At 70.0% G+C, this 17,667-nt stretch carries 15 protein-coding genes; 9 read left to right on the top strand and 6 right to left on the bottom strand.

Annotated elements, in window-relative coordinates:
• Positions 1-170 precede the first annotated feature (170 nt).
• Genes RJ05_RS17495 through RJ05_RS17480 form a run of 4 tightly spaced genes read left to right on the top strand, consistent with a single transcriptional unit; the run spans position 171 to position 3,876 of the window.
• Positions 171-1,649: an FAD-dependent oxidoreductase gene (locus RJ05_RS17495; protein WP_051016665.1), complete on the top strand. Its 1,479-nt coding sequence runs from the start codon at positions 171-173 to the stop codon at positions 1,647-1,649.
• 58 nt (positions 1,650-1,707) lie between these two features.
• Complete coding sequence (locus RJ05_RS17490; RefSeq protein WP_036538577.1) at positions 1,708-2,952, top strand: AAA family ATPase; 1,245 nt, start codon at positions 1,708-1,710, stop codon at positions 2,950-2,952.
• A 37-nt stretch (positions 2,953-2,989) separates the two neighbouring features.
• The gene (locus RJ05_RS17485) at positions 2,990-3,334 is read left to right on the top strand and encodes a hypothetical protein (RefSeq protein ID WP_081597389.1); all 345 of its coding nucleotides are present in this window, start codon (positions 2,990-2,992) and stop codon (positions 3,332-3,334) included.
• 38 nt (positions 3,335-3,372) lie between these two features.
• Positions 3,373-3,876 carry a GNAT family N-acetyltransferase gene (locus RJ05_RS17480; protein ID WP_036538550.1) on the top strand — a complete coding sequence of 168 codons (504 nt, stop codon included), beginning with the start codon at positions 3,373-3,375 and terminating at the stop codon, positions 3,874-3,876.
• A gap of 34 nt (positions 3,877-3,910) precedes the next feature.
• Here the strand turns inward: RJ05_RS17480 and RJ05_RS17475 are convergent, their stop codons facing one another.
• Positions 3,911-4,561: an ACT domain-containing protein gene (locus RJ05_RS17475; protein ID WP_036538548.1), complete on the bottom strand. Its 651-nt coding sequence runs from the start codon at positions 4,559-4,561 to the stop codon at positions 3,911-3,913.
• A gap of 451 nt (positions 4,562-5,012) precedes the next feature.
• Here RJ05_RS17475 and gatC point away from each other — a divergent pair, with 451 nt between their 5' ends.
• The gene (gatC, locus tag RJ05_RS17470) at positions 5,013-5,312 is read left to right on the top strand and encodes an Asp-tRNA(Asn)/Glu-tRNA(Gln) amidotransferase subunit GatC (RefSeq protein WP_014352202.1); all 300 of its coding nucleotides are present in this window, start codon (positions 5,013-5,015) and stop codon (positions 5,310-5,312) included.
• Complete coding sequence (gene gatA / locus RJ05_RS17465) at positions 5,309-6,781, top strand: Asp-tRNA(Asn)/Glu-tRNA(Gln) amidotransferase subunit GatA (protein ID WP_036538547.1); 1,473 nt, start codon at positions 5,309-5,311, stop codon at positions 6,779-6,781. Before gatC ends, gatA begins: the two co-directional genes overlap by 4 nt.
• Before the next feature lie 48 nt (positions 6,782-6,829).
• Here gatA and RJ05_RS17460 read toward each other — a convergent pair whose 3' ends face one another.
• The 3 genes from RJ05_RS17460 to RJ05_RS17450 all read right to left on the bottom strand — a co-directional run bounded on the left by RJ05_RS17460 (position 6,830) and on the right by RJ05_RS17450 (position 9,942).
• The gene (locus RJ05_RS17460; RefSeq protein WP_232052159.1) at positions 6,830-7,264 is read right to left on the bottom strand and encodes an SRPBCC domain-containing protein; all 435 of its coding nucleotides are present in this window, start codon (positions 7,262-7,264) and stop codon (positions 6,830-6,832) included.
• Positions 7,265-7,317: 53 nt separating this feature from the next.
• Positions 7,318-9,042: an alpha/beta-hydrolase family protein gene (locus RJ05_RS17455; protein ID WP_232052158.1), complete on the bottom strand. Its 1,725-nt coding sequence runs from the start codon at positions 9,040-9,042 to the stop codon at positions 7,318-7,320.
• 111 nt (positions 9,043-9,153) lie between these two features.
• Complete coding sequence (locus tag RJ05_RS17450; protein WP_174343943.1) at positions 9,154-9,942, bottom strand: hypothetical protein; 789 nt, start codon at positions 9,940-9,942, stop codon at positions 9,154-9,156.
• 167 nt (positions 9,943-10,109) lie between these two features.
• Here RJ05_RS17450 and RJ05_RS17445 point away from each other — a divergent pair, with 167 nt between their 5' ends.
• The 3 genes from RJ05_RS17445 (at position 10,110) to RJ05_RS29410 (ending at position 14,639) form a co-directional block, all read left to right on the top strand.
• Positions 10,110-11,366: a sensor histidine kinase gene (locus RJ05_RS17445; protein ID WP_036538542.1), complete on the top strand. Its 1,257-nt coding sequence runs from the start codon at positions 10,110-10,112 to the stop codon at positions 11,364-11,366.
• A gap of 129 nt (positions 11,367-11,495) precedes the next feature.
• Entirely contained in the window at positions 11,496-12,161 is a 666-nt protein-coding gene (locus RJ05_RS17440; RefSeq protein WP_036538541.1) for a response regulator, read from the top strand.
• Between the two features lie 69 nt (positions 12,162-12,230).
• A complete protein-coding gene (locus RJ05_RS29410; protein ID WP_051016664.1) occupies positions 12,231-14,639 on the top strand; it encodes a serine/threonine-protein kinase in 2,409 nt (802 codons plus the stop codon).
• 78 nt (positions 14,640-14,717) lie between these two features.
• Here RJ05_RS29410 and RJ05_RS17430 read toward each other — a convergent pair whose 3' ends face one another.
• Both RJ05_RS17430 and RJ05_RS17425 read right to left on the bottom strand, forming a co-directional pair.
• The gene (locus RJ05_RS17430; protein ID WP_036538538.1) at positions 14,718-17,210 is read right to left on the bottom strand and encodes an FtsX-like permease family protein; all 2,493 of its coding nucleotides are present in this window, start codon (positions 17,208-17,210) and stop codon (positions 14,718-14,720) included.
• Positions 17,207-17,667: ABC transporter ATP-binding protein (locus RJ05_RS17425; protein WP_036538537.1), on the bottom strand; the 461-nt coding region annotated here is incomplete at its 5' end. The genes RJ05_RS17425 and RJ05_RS17430, both read right to left, overlap by 4 nt.

Raw genomic sequence — 17,667 nt, 5'->3', positions numbered from 1 at the left:
GCTGATGCTTTCGCTGCCCGCCATCGCGGGCCGCCGGAACGGCGCCAAGGGTGTGCTGCCTGCCACCGAGTCCTCTCCCACTGACCGGACATCTCGCTGCCCCCGCCGATCCGCCGACCCTACTGTGACCCGCACCACGCCGATGACGTTGCCGAGCACAGGAGAACCGGATGAGCGCCCGCGTCCCCGTCACCCCGATCGCCGCCGCCGATATCGCGGCCTACGACCACGAAACAGATGTGCTGGTGGTCGGTTACGGCTGCGCGGGAGCCGCCGCGGCCCTCGATGCCGAGGCCGCCGGAGCCCAGGTGATTCTGCTGGAACGGCAGAGCGGTGGCGGCGGATCGTCGGCGCTGTCGGGCGGTGAGATGTATCTGGGCGGCGGCACACCCATCCAGCAGGCCTGTGGATTCGACGACACCGCAGCGGATATGGAGAAATTCCTGCTCGCCGCGCTCGGACCCGACGCCGACCAGGAGAAGGTGGGGCTCTACAGCCGCGAGAGCGTCGCGCACTATCAGTGGCTGACCGGGCACGGCGTGCCGTTCAAGCCCTCGCTGTGGGATTCGCCGACCTGGGTGCCACCCACCGATGACGGCCTGATGTGGATGGGGGAGAACGCTTACCCGTTCAACGAGATCGCCACACCCGCCCCGCGCGGGCACCGCGTCACCTCCGACGGCTTCGGCGGCAAGGTACTCATGGCCGTCTTGAGCGAGGCCGTGGACCGCACCGGGATCCAGGTACACACCGATACGGCCGCGCTGCGGCTGATCGTCGACGGCAATCGTGTGGTCGGCGTTGTCGCACGGCATTTCGGTGACACGGTGACCTATCGGGCGCGCCGCGGCGTCGTCCTCACCACCGGCGGTTTCGCCGATAACGCCGAGATGCTCGCCCAGCACGCGCCTCAGCTGGTGGGTCTCGGCGTCAACAGCGACGGCGGCGACGACGGCCGCGGCATCGTCATCGCGCAGGCTGTCGGCGCGGCGGTGAAGCACATGTCGGCCGGACAGGTCGGTATCTCGCTGGTGCCGGGGATCATGGTGCGCGGCATGATTGTCAACGACGTCGGGCAGCGGTTCATCAACGAAGACGTCTACCCGGGCCTGGTCGGTCAGGCCGCCCTGTTCAAACACAACCTGCGAGTGTGGGTGATTCTCGACGAGCAGGCCTACGAGGAAGTGCCGGAAGACGAACGCTGGGGCGTGCGGCCACATTTCGTCGCCGAGACCCTCGCCGAACTCGAACAGGAGATCGGCATGCCCGACGGCGCCTTGCAGCACACCGTCGGCGAGTACAACCGGCACGCCGAACGCGGCGAGGACCCGTACTTCCACAAGTCGGCGCGCTGGCTGCGGCCGCTGCGATCGCCGTTCGCCGCGATCGACGTGCGCCGCGGCATGGCCCCACCCGAATACGGTGACGGCGGGACCGCGGGCGGTGGCGCGGAGGTGTTCACCATCGGCGGTCTGCGCACCACCGTCGACGGGCATGTCCTCGATCTCGACGGCGAGCCGATCCCCGGCCTGTTCGCCGCCGGCCGCGCCACCTCCGGCCTGCACTCGTGGGGCTACATCAGCGGAACCTCCCTCGGCGACGGCACCTTCTTCGGCCGCCGCGCGGGCCGGGCGGCCGCTCACCAGTAGCCGCGCCTGCCGCGAGCCGATGTCGCGATAACTGCGCGGAGCCGGAAGGATGGGCCGCATGCTGCGCAGTTTTCAGGTGACCAATCACAAATCGCTGGCCGACCGGCAGGAGTTGCGGTTGAGTCGCGGGTCGGGCCCGGTCGCGGTGCCGGTGACGGCGGTCCACGGCGCCGTGGGAGCGGGCAAGACCAGCCTGATCGACGCGCTCGGCCAGATGCGCGACGCGGTGCTGCATTCGGTGACCGGCTGGGATCCGTATGCGGGGCCGGTGCGTTCGCCGCATCTCGGGTTCGCCGATCGGCCGACGGAGTTCGTGGCCTCGTTCGTGGCCGAGGGGTGCCCGTACACCTACGGCTTCGCGCTCGACAATGCCGACGTCATCGCGGAATGGCTGTACGCGCACCCGCGTTCGCGCAAGCGGATCGTATTCGAGCGGACCGGTGAGCAGATCAAGATCGGGCCGATGTTCGAGGCGGCGCGTTACGGGATCGCCGCGCTCGCTCCGTTGGTGCGGCCGAACTCGCTGCTGCTGAGCCTGGCGGGCCAGATGTACGCCGAGGCGCTGGTGCCGGCGTATCGCTGGTTCGAATCGATGCTCGAGGTGCAGTGCGGGCCGGCCGAACCGGCGCGGGTCGAACATCTGGTGGGCAGCCACATCTCCCGCTCCGCCGAGAACGCGGCCCGGTTGCTGACCCTGCTGCGCACCGTCGACCTCGGCATCACCGATCTGCTGATCGCCGAGAACGATCCGCTCTACGCCGATTACCTGCGCGAACTCGACGTCGACATCGCCGGGCTCACCGAGCAGGCCGAGCGCGCGGCGTCCTCACCCGCCTACGCCGAGACGCTGCTCAGCGATAACGGCGTCACCCCGGTGCTGCTCGAACGCGAGCTGACCAACCTGAAGAACGCCCGCGACGCCCTCTACGAGCGGATGGTGGACCGGCGCGGTGTCGGGCTGCGGCTGGTGCACGAGGGCATCGACGTCCCGTTCCACATCGGCGACGAATCCACCGCCACACTCACCCTGCTGCGGCTGCTGCCGACGATGCTCGACGCGCTCGACTCGGGCAAGGTGCTGGCCGTCGACGACATCGGCGGGCAGCTTCCCGCCGAGGAGACCGACCGGCTGATCCAGCTGTTCCAGAACCCGGAAACCAATGCCCGTGGCGCCCAATTGATCTTCACCACCAACAACCGCACCCTGATCGACCGTGGCAACGGCCGTTCGAGCCGGACCCGCTCCTCGGTCTGGCAGCTGCGCCGCACCGAGCGCGGCACCAGCGAACTCACCCCGCGCTGAGGGCGGCGGCCGCCGCGGCCGCCACTAGGCTGTGCTCATGCTGGAATTCGCGATGCTGGTGATCATGATCGGCGCCTTGGCCGGGATGATCGCGCTGTACCTGCGCGGCCGTCGCGGTGTCCGGTTGTCCGAGCCGGAGGTGGGCACGCTCTACGTCACCGGAGTGAGTCCGCGCCCCGACGACCTGACCGGCGAGCAGTACGTGACCATCACCGGCAATCTGACCGGCCCGATGGTGGAGGGCGCGGTCGTCTACGGCCGTTTCGCTTGGGACGTGAACAACTGGCCGTCCATCGGCGACACCTTCACCGTCGCCTATCCGCCGGGCAAACCGGACAAATGGCAGCTGTACAGCCCGGGTGCGGCGGGGCCGGGCGCCTGACCCGGCATCCGTCCCGCCCGCGATGGCAGGATGCGGGCATGGGTGTGAACGCCGAGCTGATCGTCCGGGACGCGCTACCGACGGAGTACGCGGCGGTATCGGAGCTGACCGTCGAGGTGTACGTGGGCGAGGGCTACGTGCCCGCCGGCAACCCGTATGTACACGAACTGGCCGACGTGGAGCACCGCGCGGCGTCGGCGCAGGTGCTGGTGGCTGTGCACGAGGATCGGGTTGTCGGCTCGTTGACCGTCGCCCGGCCGGGCACACCGTACGCGGAGATCGCACGGGCGGGTGAGCTGGAGTTCCGGATGCTCGCTGTCAGCAAGCGGGCACGCGGGCTCGGCGTGGGGACAACGCTGGTGCGCACCGTGATCGAGATGGCCTCGGCGCAGGGGTTCGACGCTGTAGTGCTGACCACGATGGCGCCGATGGTCGACGCCCGGCGCATCTACGACCGGTTCGGTTTCGTCGCTGTGCCCGAACGGGATTGGCGCACCGAGGACGGCCAGCCGCTCACGGTGCTGCGCCTACCGCTTGCCTGAACCGAGCGCCCGGCCGCAGCAGTCGAGTCGCGAATCAGCCGAGGACCGTCGCCACGATGCCGGCCAGATAGCCCAGGCGCGCGACCTCCGAGGGCCGGAAGTCGGGGCCGCCGGGACGTCCGAGCAGCAGTACCTTGCTGGAATCGCCGAGCGGGGCGGCGGCGAGTTTGGTGTCCATATCGCGCCAGATCTCGGGCACCCAGTCGGCCTCGGGGTCGAGCACGGTCGGCTTGTTCAACGGCATCCACGGCGCTGAGGATGCCTGGGTTTCCGGGGCGCTCTGGCTGCCGACGACGCGGTAGGCGCCCTGCGGGCCGAGATCGAGAATGGTGCTCCAGCCGACGCGCAGTACCCGGGGCGCGCCGTCGACGAGCACCTGTAATCGGTCGTCGCGGGCGCTGGCGACCTGGTCGATCAGCTCGAGCTCGCGGTGGGTGTCCAGCACTCCGGAGTACGGCCGGATCGAATCGACGCGCACATCGCTGATCGATTCTGCGGCGGTGATCAAGGTGTCGGGCAATGCCCCTGGCGACACCTCGACGACCAGATCGTCGACCGCGAAGCCTGCCCCGCGTTCCACGACATCCAGGGAGAGGATGTCGGCGCCCACGGAGCCGAGTGCGAGTGCGAGTGCACCGAGGCTTCCCGGACGATCCGGAAGTTGCACGCGGAGCAGGTAAGACACGTGCTGTCCTTTCCTTGGCGGCCGAGCCTGGCGAACGTATACCCGGTCTGGCAATCCTTACACCCTCGAGCGCCGGTTATCGAGTCGAAAGTTTCCGCGATCCACTCGGTTTGCCGATGCTTCCGGTGATTTCAGCATGTCGGCTCGATGTCTCATAGGTGTATCGAACATGAACCAGTCGTTAACGACGCGGGATCGGTCGAGTAGTCGCACCTGTGGATGCCGTCCGCGGCGCGGCGGTTGCGGGGCCGACCGAGTCGGGGGCCGGCGTGCCCGCAACGGCGGTCGCATCGAGCGGGCCCGGCGGCGGAGCGGTCGCGGCTCGGTGCCGGGCAGCGGCGATGCGGCGCGGGCAGGTCGCTAGGCTATGCGTGCCGTCGCGTATAGCGCAGTAGATGTACATATACGCAACGCACGCCCGTCCACGCGCAACTTTCGAAAGGGGTCCGCGGTGCCCGCCATCTCCCGCGACGAGGTCGCCCACCTCGCCCGGCTGTCCAGGCTCGCCCTGACCGACGACGAACTGGATCAGTTCGCCGGTCAGCTGGATTCGATCCTCAGCCACGTGCGGACCATCTCCGAGGTCGCCGCCGCCGACGTCCCCGCCACCGCTTCGCCCAACCCGGCGACCAATGTCACTCGCCCGGACGTGGTGGTGCCCGGCCTGACCCCGAACGAAGCCCTCTCGGGTGCGCCCGCGGTCGAAGAGCAGCGGTTCATGGTGCCGCAGATTCTGGGAGAAGCGGAATGAGTGAGTTGACGCAGCTGTCGGCGGCGGAACTGGCCGACAAGATCCACTCCCGCGAGGTCACCTCGACGCAGGTCACCCAGGCGCATCTGGACCGTATCGCCGAGGTCGACGGCGAGTACAACGCCTTCCTGCACGTCGCGGGCGAGCAGGCGCTGGCCGCCGCCGCGGCCGTGGACACCGCGCTGGACGCGGGGCAGGCACCGGTCTCCCCACTGGCCGGAGTTCCCTTGGCGCTCAAGGACGTGTTCACCACCACCGATATGCCCACCACGTGCGCGTCGAAGATCCTGGAAGGCTGGGTGTCACCGTACGACGCCACGCTGACCACGCGGCTGCGCGAAGCGGGCATTCCGATTCTCGGCAAGACCAACATGGACGAGTTCGCGATGGGGTCGTCCACCGAGAACTCCGCCTACGGGCCGACCAAGAACCCGTGGGACACCACCCGCATCCCTGGCGGATCCGGCGGTGGTTCGGCCGCGGCGCTGGCCTCGTATCAGGCGCCCCTGGCGATCGGCACCGATACCGGTGGCTCGATCCGTCAGCCGGCCGCGGTGACCGCGACCGTCGGCACCAAGCCCACCTACGGCACCGTGTCGCGTTTCGGCCTGGTCGCCTGTGCGTCGTCGCTGGATCAGGGTGGGCCGTGCGGGCGCACGGTGCTCGACACCGCGCTGCTGCACGAGGTGATCGCCGGCCACGATCCGCGCGACTCCACCTCCCGCGACGTGCCCGTTCCCGCGGTCGTCGCCGCGGCGCGAGCCGGTGCGAGCGGTGATCTGCGCGGGGTGAAGGTCGGTGTGGTCAAGGAACTGCATTCCGACAGCTACCAGCCCGGTGTGCTCGAATCCTTCGACGCCGCCGTCGCGGTGCTGAAGGAACTCGGCGCCGAGGTGATCGAGGTGTCGTGCCCGCACTTCGAATACGCGCTGTCGTCGTACTACCTGGTCATGCCGAGTGAGGTGTCGTCGAACCTGGCTCGCTTCGACGCCATGCGCTACGGCCTGCGCGTCGACGACGACGGCACGCACAGCGCCGAGCAGGTGATGGCGGCGACCCGCGCCGCCGGTTTCGGTCCCGAGGTCAAGCGCCGCATCATGATCGGCACCTACGCGCTGTCGGCCGGTTACTACGACGAGTACTACGGCCAGGCGCTCAAGGTGCGCACCCTGATCGCCCGCGATTTCGACGCCGCCTACGAGCAGGTCGACGTGCTGGTCTCGCCGACCAGCCCGTTCACCCCGTGGAAGCTGGGCGAGAAGGTCGACGATCCGCTGGCGATGTACCTGTCGGACCTGTGCACCCTGCCCACCAACCTGGCCGGGCATCCGGCGATGTCGGTGCCGTCGGGGCTGAGCAAGGACGACGGCATGCCCGTCGGCCTGCAGATCATGGCGCCGGCGCTGGCCGACGACCGGCTGTACCGGGTGGGTGCGGCGTATGAGGCCGCGCGGGGGCCGATCGGCTGAGTATCGGAGAATCCGCACCGGCGCGTTCGCCGGTGCGGGTCTCGATGATCAGGCCGCGTGCAAGCTCTCGGCTTGCCGCGCAACGCCTTCGGTCATTCCGGTGAACCCGCGGCGCAGCGCTTTGCCGAGCGCCAGTTCCACGACCGGCTTCAACCAGCCGCCGAGCTCGAAATGCGATTCGTAGCGGGTGCGGTCGGGGCCGAGGGCGGTGACGGTGTGGGTGCGCCTGCTGTGCAGCGCCCCGAACGGCACCGGCTTCATCGAATAGCTGAACTCCTCGCCGGGAGTGTGGCTGGTGATGAATTCACGCTGGCGCCGCGGCTTCGAGCCGGTCAGGTGGACGACCATGTCGATCGGCGCGCCGACCTCCAGGGTGGAGCGGCATTCGCTGACGAAGGGGTTCCATTCGCCGTACCGCTCGAATCCGGTGATCACACCCCACACGACATCGGCGGGTGCGGCTATCTCGACTGTTCCGTCCACGACAAACACACCCAAAACTAGAACCCGTTTCACCGCGGGGTCAACCCCCGATCTCAGCAGTCGGGCAGCGCGGTGCCCTGGTCCGCGCCGTAGCGGTGCCCGTGCCCGGGCGGCGCGTCCAGGGCGGCGAGCAGGTCGGCGGTGGTCTGCACGAAACTCGCCACCGGCAACCAGCCCGGTACCGGGGCGTCCACCCGCGCGCCACGCAGATCCGGTGCCCGCCACAACAGCGACGGCGACCAGTGCACCACCGGATCGGAGGTATTGGCCAGCACGGTGGCGCCGGATCGGTGCACGGACCCGACGGGCGGCCCGGCCCATAGCACCGAGCAGGTGCGCCGAGCCTGCTCGGCGGCGTCGGCGAAGATCGCGCTGCCACCCAGGGCGCCGAGGCTCTGGCCGTAGACATGCAGCCGCGGCTTCGTCTCGAGGGCCGCGATGCGCTGTTCGACGGCGGTGAAGAGGGCCCGGGCGGATTCGGCGGCGGCGTCGCGCCCGAACAGGAACGTCGCCCAGCTCGGCGCGTAGGAGTACTGCAGGCCGACCAGCGCGACGTCGCCGAGGAAGCGTTCGTCGAGACCCTCGATCGCATTGGCGTCGATCCAGCCCGAACCGGTGGGCACCGCGATCACCACATGCGAGCGGGTCAGCCCACCGGAGCGTTCCAGCTCTCGAACCGCCAGCGCGACACGGGAATCCAGGTCCGGCGCCGATTGCACGCCGACATACACCCGCACCGGCCCGACCGGCGCCCCGGAGACGAACCGCCTGCCCTCCGCACCCAGCGACGGCCAGCTGACCACGGACTCGGCACTGCCCGAACGTGTCGCCGAGACCGGGCGCGGCACCGCGGGGTCCATCGCGGCATTCGCGCCGGCGTAGGCGCCGCGCCGCCACTCGACGATCGAGGGCACGCCGACCAGGCCGAGCACCGCAGCCGCCACCACGCCGACAGCGATCGTGCGCGTGCGTCCGAGAGTGCGCAGCACCCAGCCGATTGCGCGAGCAAGGCCGTAGAGCAGGCCCGCGATCATCGTCGCTCCGAGCGCGCACCACAGCCAATAGTCCGGCCCGATCGCCGGGGTGCCCATCACGGCGCGCAGCCGGTTCTGCCAGTGGCCGGCATGAACTGCCGCACCGACGATCAGCAGCGCCGTCGCGCCGAGCACGGGCATCCGCCACCTCGGACGCTCCCGGAGCGCGCCGCATCTGCGCAGGACGAATCGGCCGATCCCGGTGATGCCCAACAGGATCGCCACCAGCAGACCCGTCAGCACCGCCTGTGCCATCGGGGTGCGCGGCAGCAGGCCGGGCGCGAGCGACAGCAGGACGCCGGCTCCGACGGCGAGAGTGGTGCCGATGCGCGGTGCGCGCAGGGATCGGCCGGGACGGATGAGCCGTAGCGGCCGTGCTCGGCGTTCGCGGTGGGGCGCGTGCGCGGCTGTCCGTTCGTGCCGCGGTCGCGGTACCGCGTCGGTGCGGTCGCGTGAATCATGCAGGCCGGTAGGAGTTTTCCGTACCGCCGGGTCATGGCCGTGTCGGTCGGTGGCTGTTCTCTCTACGGTGGTCACCACCTCCCCGAGCGGGCGGACTGTCGGGATGTCGACCTGTCCCGTTCGCGCCGACGGTTGCCTGTCGGGGTTCGCCATGCAGCTGCGGGCGTCGGTGTCCGGGTCGCTGTCCGACATGCGCGCGGCGGCAGGCATGTGGCGGGACGCGGGCCCCGCGGGTGCGGCCGTCCTGGAGTCTCGGGTGATCAGGGGCGTGGAATCGCTCATCGGGCAACCTCTGCTTGCTGAAAGGAATGACGTCGGTGGCGGAAGGGGTAGTTCGGTGCGGGGGTCTGCGTGGTCGGCCGCGTCACGGTGCCGGTACGGGCGCTGTCCTCGTCATGCCGCCGGAACGGGCGCTGCCGTCCACGACGGCCGACCGATCGACCGGGTGCGCATGGTGCCGCGACGTGCGCGGGTGAGGACCACGGCACCGGTGACCGCGGTGGCGCCGATCGCAGCCGCGCCGAACAACCAGGGCCGCGCGGGTGTATCCGCGGCCGCGGCGCCGAGGAACGATTCGGCGACCGGAACGCCATAGCCCTGGCGCCGCGAGTTCAGATCGACGAAGGTGTCCGCGACCGCCGCCATGACCTGGCAGCGTCCCCGCGCGAGCGCGTCACCCCTGGTGTCGCAGGCCAGGCCCATCCGCTGGCCCAGCGTCCGGTCGATCGCCTGGCGTGCCCACGGACCCAGCGGCGCGCCCTGCCGGTCGGCATAGCGCAACAGGTCGTAGCCGAGATCGTGGGCCTTGCAGGCGGTGTCGAACTCGGCGGGCAGCGGCACCGGTGACGAACAGTCGCCGTGTGGGGCGACCAGCAGCCCGTCGACCAGCGCGGGGCGGTAGCCCATGACGTCGGCGAAATCAGCGGGGACAGCGGCGGGCGAACCGGCGCCACCGGAGGTGACGTCGGTGACCGCGGCGGCGGCCGAGACGCTCTGCGGGGTGGGGGCGGTGCTCGCGGCCTGCGCCGCGGGGGCAAGCATGACCGTGGCCGCCATGGTCGTCAGCGTGGCGGCGGTCAGGGCGGCGACGCGGCCGAGGCGCGGGCGTGGGTGGCCCGGTTGGGCTTGCTCGGCCGGCGTCGACGGGCGGACACCGCGACGGGCGCTGGTCGGTGTGCTCATGATCATCGACGCTAGGAATGGGCGGTCTACCGGGACGTCCCGCCGCGGAGCGGTTCACGGGCCGTGCCTGCGGGGGAGCGGCCACCAGGGCTAGGACCTGGGTAGGGGGTCGGAATTCACCCGCCGGTATGAGGCCGGGACAGGCCGGAGTTCCTACTGTCGTAGTCATGACGGACCCGACTGTCGCGACCACCGACCTCAGCACCCCCGCCGCCCGGCGCCGCGCCCGGCTGCGGCAGCTGAACGCCAGGATGTGGTTCGACCTGTTCACCGTGCTGGCCGCGGTGGTGCTGTTCACCGTGGCCTGGCCGACGCTGCACCTCACCCATGACGTGCCCGCCGCCGTGCAGCCGTTCCTGGCCGCGCTCGCCGCCTTCCCGGTCCTGCTGGTCCGGCTCAACCCGTCGCTGGGCTGGGCCATCTCGGCGGGGTCGGCGCTGGTGATCGCATTGGCGATTCCCCGCACACCGGGCAACGACATCCCGTTCCAGGTCGTGCACATCATCACCCTGCATGTGCTGCTGTTCGCGGTGGCACTGCGCGCACCGATGCCGATGATCGCGGTGGTGTGGGGCGCGACATCGCTGCTGCTCGGCACCACCATGGCCGGTGACAGCGCGTTCTCCGAGTCGGTGTGGGCGTGGCCGGTGTCCTTCGGCGCCATCGTGTTGTTCGCGCTGCTGATCCGGTGGCTGGTGCAGTCGCGCCAGCTGCTCACCCAGCAGGAGGAGGCCAACGAGCTGGAACGGGCGCGGCGCGCGATTCTGGAGGAGAAGGCGCGCATCGCCCGCGATCTGCACGATGTGGTGGCCCACCACATGTCACTGGTGGTGGTGCAGGCCCAGACCGCGCCCTATCGAGTGGAAGGCGTCACCCCGGCTGCCCGCGCCGAATTCGAATCCATCGGGTCCACGGCTCGCGAAGCGCTCAACGAGATCCGCGGCATGCTCGGCGTGCTGCGCAGCGACGGCCAGCTGCCCGAACACGCGCCGCAGCCCACCGCCGCCGACGTCGAGACGCTGTTCCTCGGCGCCAGCCGCGCAGGGGTGGCGATCGACTGGACCGTGGACGGGCCGCTGGCGGCGGTGTCGGACACGACCGGCCTCGCGCTGTACCGGATCGTGCAGGAATCGCTGTCGAACGCCTCCCGGCACGCGCCGGGGGCCGCCGTCCACGTCCGGATCACCGTATCCGCCGATGTGGAGATCGTGGTCAGCAACGACCCCGGCGCCACCGCGGCCCGCCCGGTCGGCAACGGCGGGCACGGCATCACCGGTATGCGGGCCAGGGCGCTGGCCGCGGGCGGTGAATTGACCGCGAGCCCGCGCGAGGACGGCGGCTTCGAGGTGCACGCCCGGCTGCCGATCGGCCCCGGCCCGGCGGTGGGCGTGCTGGATGGCACCGGCGTCGAGTCGGTGGGCTGAACGCCGATCGTTACCGGCTCGGTCAGCGCGTAGTCGCTCCCCGGCGAATCGGCTCGGCCGGAGTGCATCACTCGGCCCCGGGGGTGACACGCGGCGATTCCGTCGGCTGGAGGCAATTAGGGTGGGCGCGTGGCTATAACGGTTCTGATCGCCGACGACCAGGCGATGGTGCGCCAAGGCTTCGGCGCCCTGCTCGCCGCGCAACCCGATATCAGCGTGATCGGCGACGCACCCGACGGGAAGGTCGCGGTGGCAGAGGCCAAACGGCTGCGACCCGACGTGGTGCTGATGGATGTGCGCATGCCCGAGATGAACGGTCTCGATGCCGCCCGCGCCATCCTCGCGGCCGGCTTCGACCCGCCGGTCCGGGTGCTCATGCTCACCACCTTCGACATCGATGACTACGTCTACGAGGCGCTGAGCATCGGTGCCAGCGGGTTCCTGCTCAAAGACGCTCCCGCCGAGGAATTGGTGCGCGCGGTCCGAGTGGTCGCCGACGGCCAGGCGCTACTCGCGCCGACCGTCACCCGGCGCCTCATCGCCGACGTCACCAGCCGCCGAGCCGCAGCCCGCGCCAAACCCGCTCCCGCCTTGGCGGCGCTGACCCCACGCGAACGGGAAGTGCTCGAACTGATCGCCAAGGGCATGTCCAATACCGAGATCGCCGAGGCGCTGTTCGTGGCCGAGCAGACCGTCAAGACCCACGTGTCGAAAGTGTTCGCCAAACTGGACCTGCGCGACCGCGCCCAGGCGGTGGTGCTCGCCTACGAATCCGGGCTCGTCACCCCTGGTTGATGCGTTGACCGCAAACGCGCCGCGGCCCGGTAGGCTCACGGGGCCGTCTGTCACCGGAAGGGGGTCGCGTTGCTCAACAGCGGTGACGTTTTCGCCGGGTTCACCATCGAGCGACTGCTCGGCCAAGGGGGCATGGGATCGGTGTACCTGGCCCGTCATCCCCGGCTGGACAAGCAGACCGCGCTCAAATTGCTGAACCGCGATCTGTTCGCCGACGCCTCGGTGCGCGCGCGTTTCGAACGTGAGGCCGACCTGGCCGCTCAGCTCGACCATCCGAGCATCGTCGCGGTCTACGACCGCGGCACCGAAGCCGACCAGCAGTGGATCAGCATGCAGTACATCGACGGCGCCGACGCGTCGTCGGTGACCGCGCTGACGCTGCCCCCGGAGCGTGCGGTGCAGATCATCGAAGGGGTCGCCGACGCCCTCGATTACGCGCACGGCATCGGCGTGCTGCACCGGGATGTGAAGCCGGGCAACATCTTGCTGGCCCGCTCCAGCGCCGGTCACGGCGAGCGGGTGTTCCTCACCGACTTCGGCCTGGCCCGGTTGCGCGCGCAGACCACCCAGCTCACCCAGCAGGGCATGTTCACCGCGACGCTGGCCTTCGCCTCGCCGGAGCAGATGACCGGCTCCGAACTCGACGGCCGCTCGGATCAGTATTCGCTGGCGTGCACGCTGTATTGGCTGCTCACGGGCATGGCGCCGTTCGATTCGCCGAACCCGGCCGACATCATCCACGGCAACCTGCAGCTGGCCGCCCCGCCGCTGGCGGTCAAACGGCGCGGGCTGCCGCTGTCGCTCGATGCGGTGCTCGGGGTCGCGATGGCCAAGCATCCGAGCCAGCGTTTCGGCACCTGCGTGGAATTCGCCGCGGCCGCCCGGCACGCGTTGAGTAATCCGGGGTATCAGCCGGTGCCGGCGCGCAGTGCGCCGGCGGCCGCTTACCCACCGCCGCCGGTCGCGGGGTATCCGGCCGCGCCGCCGATGGCCCATGCACCGGCCGGTGCGCCGATGCCGCAGTACCCGCAGGTTGCGCCGGTGACGCCCGGTGCGCCGCCCCCGTATCCGGCCCAGCAGGCCATGCCCGATCAGGTTGCTCGCGCGGGCTCGGCGGCTGCACCGGCCCCGCCGGGTGCGCCTGTCGCGCAGCCCTCCTATGCGGCTCAGCAGAGTGTGGCCGTCGATCAGACAGCTCAGGCGGGTGGTCCGCCGGGACTCCCCGCTCCCGCCGGACAGCACGGCGGAGGTTCGTACGCGCCGACAGGTGCTCCGGTGCACCAGGGCGGTATGGGTCCGGCTGTGGAAAGCGTGACACCACAGGCGGGTTCGGTATCCGGTCCGGGCTCGGGCGGGCAGCCTCATCCTGGACCGGGACCCGGTGCCCAGCAGGCGGGGCCGAACGGGCAGGAGGCACCTGGTGTGTCGACCTCCGGAGCCGGCTCCGGTAACCCGGCGGCGGATTCCGGCGGTGCGGTCGTGAGCGATTCGAGCAGCGATGCCGATCATCCGGGGGAGACCGAAGGTGCCGGCGACGGCGCTGACACCGGCACCGACGACAACAGCAACCATCCGACGACGGTGACCGCATACTCCGGGGCTCAGGGCGCGTCCTCGCTGCTGCTCAAAGGTGAACCCGCGCAGCCGGCTTCGCCGGACGGCGCTGCCGGACCGTCCGGCGCACCCACATCGGCGGCTCCGCAAGGTCATCAGCAACCCGCGCCCAACGGTGGCCCCGGTTTCGGCGCGGTGCCTTCGTACGTGCCGAGTCCCGGTCCGGGGCAGCGTGTTCCGGTGAAGCGAGGCAGCAGTCCGGCGCTCATCGCGGTGCTGACGATCGTCGGGCTGCTCGTGGTGCTGCTGGTGCTCGCGGTCGTCGTGATCGTGGTGGGCGGCGACGACGGCGACGAAGCCGCCGCTACGCAGCGGCCGACGTCGACGTTCACACCGGCGAAAGACATCACGCCGCAGGAAGATCCGGTCGATCGCAGCCGCCGCCTCTTTCCCAGCTTGCTGCCGCAGGGGACCGAGGACAGCGGCCAGGGGTATCAAGGCGCGATGTGCACGGCCTACGAGCCCGACGATCAGGTGCGCATCGAGGACCGAGCGCTGTCGTCGCGCCCATGGCTGACCGTGTGGGAGTGTCGCCGCCGCGTCGAATCCGATACGCATATGGACTACACCATCGTGGTGTACGAGGACGCCGACGACGCCCGTGCCGTGCTCGGGGAACTGCCGCCCAACTCCCGCAGCACCGGCGTCAAGAGCGGCGCACCCTACACCGCCTATCACTGGATCGAGCCCGACCCGCCCGGTCCGCTCACCACCACGCAGCTGGTGGTCGGCTTCGGCGGCAGTGACCCGATCCGCGCGAATGCCTTGATCTCCGTGCGCTATTCGGGGCCGATCGCGGACGAATTCGGCCGCCTGTCCTCGGAGAACGCCGTCATGCGGTGGTGGGCGGACGCGCCGCTGTAGTCCGCGGACGGCCTGCACTACCGACAGCGAACGGCCCCGGTGCGCGGTGATCGCGCGCCGGGCCGTTCGGTGTTCGGATCAGTCGACGGCCAGTGCCTCCACGATCGGCATCCGCGCCGCGCGCAAGGCGGGCGGGATCGAGCCGAGCAGGGCCAGCAGCAGGGCGATCGTGCCGTAGACCAGCAGCAGTGGGCTCGGCTCCCACGCGATGTCGATGGTCATGGCATGTCCGATGGCGGTGGTGGACAGATACTGCACCACCACGCCCACCACCAGACCGATGGCCGCGCCGGTGATGCCGATGCCCGCCGCCTCGGCCAGCACCGAACGCAGCAGGAACTTGCGTCCGGTACCCATGGCCCGCAGCACACCGAGTTCGCGGCGCCGGTCCAGCACCGACAGCATCAATGTGTTCAGCAGCGCCACGGTCGCCACCAGCACCACGATCCACAGAATGGCATTGCTGATCGACGTGCCCTGCCGAAGGCTGGCCGAGATCGCGTCCACCGCTTCGGTTCCGGTCTGAATGCTCAGTTCCGGGCCGGCCAGTTCCCGGATCGTGGCTTTCGCCGCCGCGACGTCCACGCCCGGTTTCAAGTCGATGCCGATGATCGTTTCGCCCGGCCGCTGATACCACTCGTGCAACCGCGAAATATCCATCACGACAATGCCGGAGATCACCGAGAAGTAGGGGATCACCTGCACCACGCGGACCGTGTGGTCGCCGGTCGGGGTCGGCAGCGTCAACTCGTCGCCCACCTCGGCGCCGAGCGAGCGCGACACATCGCGGGACAGCACCACACCCGCGCCGGTGCCCATCTGCTCGGCACTGGCCGGGGTGATCGAGCCCTGCACATGGGTGACGACGTCGGAGGGGTACCCCTGCAACATCACTCGCCCGGTGCCGAGGGTCGCGAATGCCATCTGTCCCGCGCGCGCCTGCTCCACCTCGGGGAGCGCGGCGATCTTGTCCACCAGACCGTCCGGTAGCAGCGGTCCGGTGGGGAACTGCTCCATCGACACCGGGCTCACGTAGAGATCGGTATCGCCGAGATCCTCGAACGAGGCCGTCGCCGAGTCGACCATATTGCTCGACGCCCCACCCATCGCGACGGTGGCCGCGACGCCGATCATCACCGTCATCATCGTCGCCCACACCCGCCGCGGTGCCCGTTCGAGCGTGGTCGCGCCCAATGCTCCCGGTGCGCCGAACCAGCGCGCCACCACAGCCGACGCCCGCACGATCGGTCCGGTCGCCGCGAAACACAGTGCCACCGCCGCGGCGAACGACAACGAGATCGCGGCCAGCGAGTAGCGCCCGAGGTCGGTGCGTGCGATGACGACCGCCGCGGCGGCCAGCCCGATACCGAGAACGGCTGCGGCCCAGCGCAGCACCGGGCTCGCGGTGTCGCTGCGCCCGACACCGATCGGCACCAGTGCCTCGATCGGCTGCACCTTGTACACCTGGCGTGCGGCGATACTCGCGGCGGCGACACTGGCCAGCACACATGCCGCGATCGCCAGCGGCACCGCGTAGCCGGGCACCATGTATTCGGTGCGCGCCTCGACCGATTGCACGATCGCGGCGGGCAACTGTTCGATCGAGACCCGGCCCATGACCATGCCGACCACGGCGCCAACCGCACCGCCGAACAAGCCGAGCAGGGCGGCCTCGACCAGCAGATCCCGGACCATCGGCCCGCGTTTGCCGCCGATCGCGCGCAGCAGCGACAGGGTGGGCCTGCGCTGGGCTACCGCCATGCTCATCGCGTTGTAGATCAGGAAGGCCGACACGATCAGCGCGGCCGCCGAGGCCATCAGCGTCGAATACCGCACGATCATGATCGCGCCGCCGGCCTGCGCGGTGCGCAATCCCGGATCGGCGACCACGGCCCGCCCGTCGACCGCGTCGGTCAGCGCGGCGCGCAGCGTGTCGAGATCGGTGCCGGGCGCGGCGAGGATCTGCACCGAATCCAGCCGCCCTGCCCGATCGGTGATCTTCTGTGCCAGCGGCAACGGCGCGGCCACGATATGGCCGGAGTTGAGCTTGCCGGAGGTCTCGGGGTCGAGCACCCCGGCGACGGTGACGGTGGCCGATCCCAGCTGGAACTGCTCACCTTCGGCGCGGCCGAGCCCGTCGCCGACCAGAACCCCATGGGGCACCGACAGCAGTTTCCCGGCCTGCGCGCTCATCGGCCCGGCCAGATCACTGCCGAGGGCGGCGACGGAGGCATCGGCGCCGATCAGCAGCGCACGATCCTCGCCTGCCCCGACCTGGGCACGCAACATCGGCACCGCTCGATCTACGCCGGGTGTGGTGGCGATCGGCGCCAGCAGCGCCTGCTCGAAGCCGGCGTCGGTGACGCCGGTGATCTCGAGGACCGCGTCGCCGCCGAGCCCGCGGGTGAGCCGGTCGACCGATCCGGTGACCGAGCCGGAGATGCTGAGCACCGACACCAGCAGCCCGGCCGAGACACCCATCACCGTCAGCGACATCATGGTGCGCTCACGGTGGGCGAGTAGTTCGCCGATGTTGAACAGCCGTAGCCGGTCCCAGGCGGCGCGGATCATGCGTTGACCGTCCGCTCGGCGCGTTCGTCGGAGCCGATCTTGCCGTCGCGCAGGGTGATCACCCGGTCGCAGTAACGGACCGCGCCCATATCGTGGGTCACCATCACCACCGAGTTGCCGGATCCGGCCACCTCACCGAGCAATTCGAGGATCGAGGCGCCGGTCTTGGAATCGAGGTTGCCGGTGGGCTCGTCGGCCAGGATCAGCGGCGGATCCATGATCAGCGACCTGGCCACCGCAACGCGCTGCATCTGGCCGCCGGACAATTCCGCGGGCCGGTGCTCGGCCCGCTCGGCCAGACCGACCCGCTCCAGCAGCTCCAGGGCGCGCGGCTTGGCCTTGCGTAGGCCGGTGCCGTCGAGCAACTTCGGGATGGCGACGTTTTCCCAAGCCGACAGCGTGGGTAGCAGATTGAAGAACTGGAACACGAAACCGACGCGATGCCTGCGGAATTCGG

The organism is Nocardia cyriacigeorgica NBRC 100375 (assembly GCF_000308555.1).
Lineage (GTDB): Bacteria > Actinomycetota > Actinomycetes > Mycobacteriales > Mycobacteriaceae > Nocardia > Nocardia cyriacigeorgica.
Note: the sequence above shows the minus strand (reverse complement) of the source record. Positions and strands in the feature narration are given on the sequence as shown.

Bases quoted from the DNA above. Each gene is read 5' to 3' on its own strand.
- RJ05_RS17480 (WP_036538550.1), top strand. From the start codon at position 3,373: ATGGGTGTGAACGCCGAGCTGATCGTCCGGGACGCGCTACCGACGGAG.
- RJ05_RS17455 (WP_232052158.1), bottom strand. From the start codon at position 9,042: ATGAGCGATTCCACGCCCCTGATCACCCGAGACTCCAGGACGGCCGCA.
- RJ05_RS17430 (WP_036538538.1), bottom strand. From the start codon at position 17,210: ATGATCCGCGCCGCCTGGGACCGGCTACGGCTGTTCAACATCGGCGAA.
- RJ05_RS17490 (WP_036538577.1), top strand. From the start codon at position 1,708: ATGCTGCGCAGTTTTCAGGTGACCAATCACAAATCGCTGGCCGACCGG.
- RJ05_RS17450 (WP_174343943.1), bottom strand. From the start codon at position 9,942: ATGAGCACACCGACCAGCGCCCGTCGCGGTGTCCGCCCGTCGACGCCG.
- RJ05_RS17485 (WP_081597389.1), top strand. From the start codon at position 2,990: ATGCTGGAATTCGCGATGCTGGTGATCATGATCGGCGCCTTGGCCGGG.
- RJ05_RS17445 (WP_036538542.1), top strand. From the start codon at position 10,110: ATGACGGACCCGACTGTCGCGACCACCGACCTCAGCACCCCCGCCGCC.
- gatA (WP_036538547.1), top strand. From the start codon at position 5,309: ATGAGTGAGTTGACGCAGCTGTCGGCGGCGGAACTGGCCGACAAGATC.
- RJ05_RS17495 (WP_051016665.1), top strand. From the start codon at position 171: ATGAGCGCCCGCGTCCCCGTCACCCCGATCGCCGCCGCCGATATCGCG.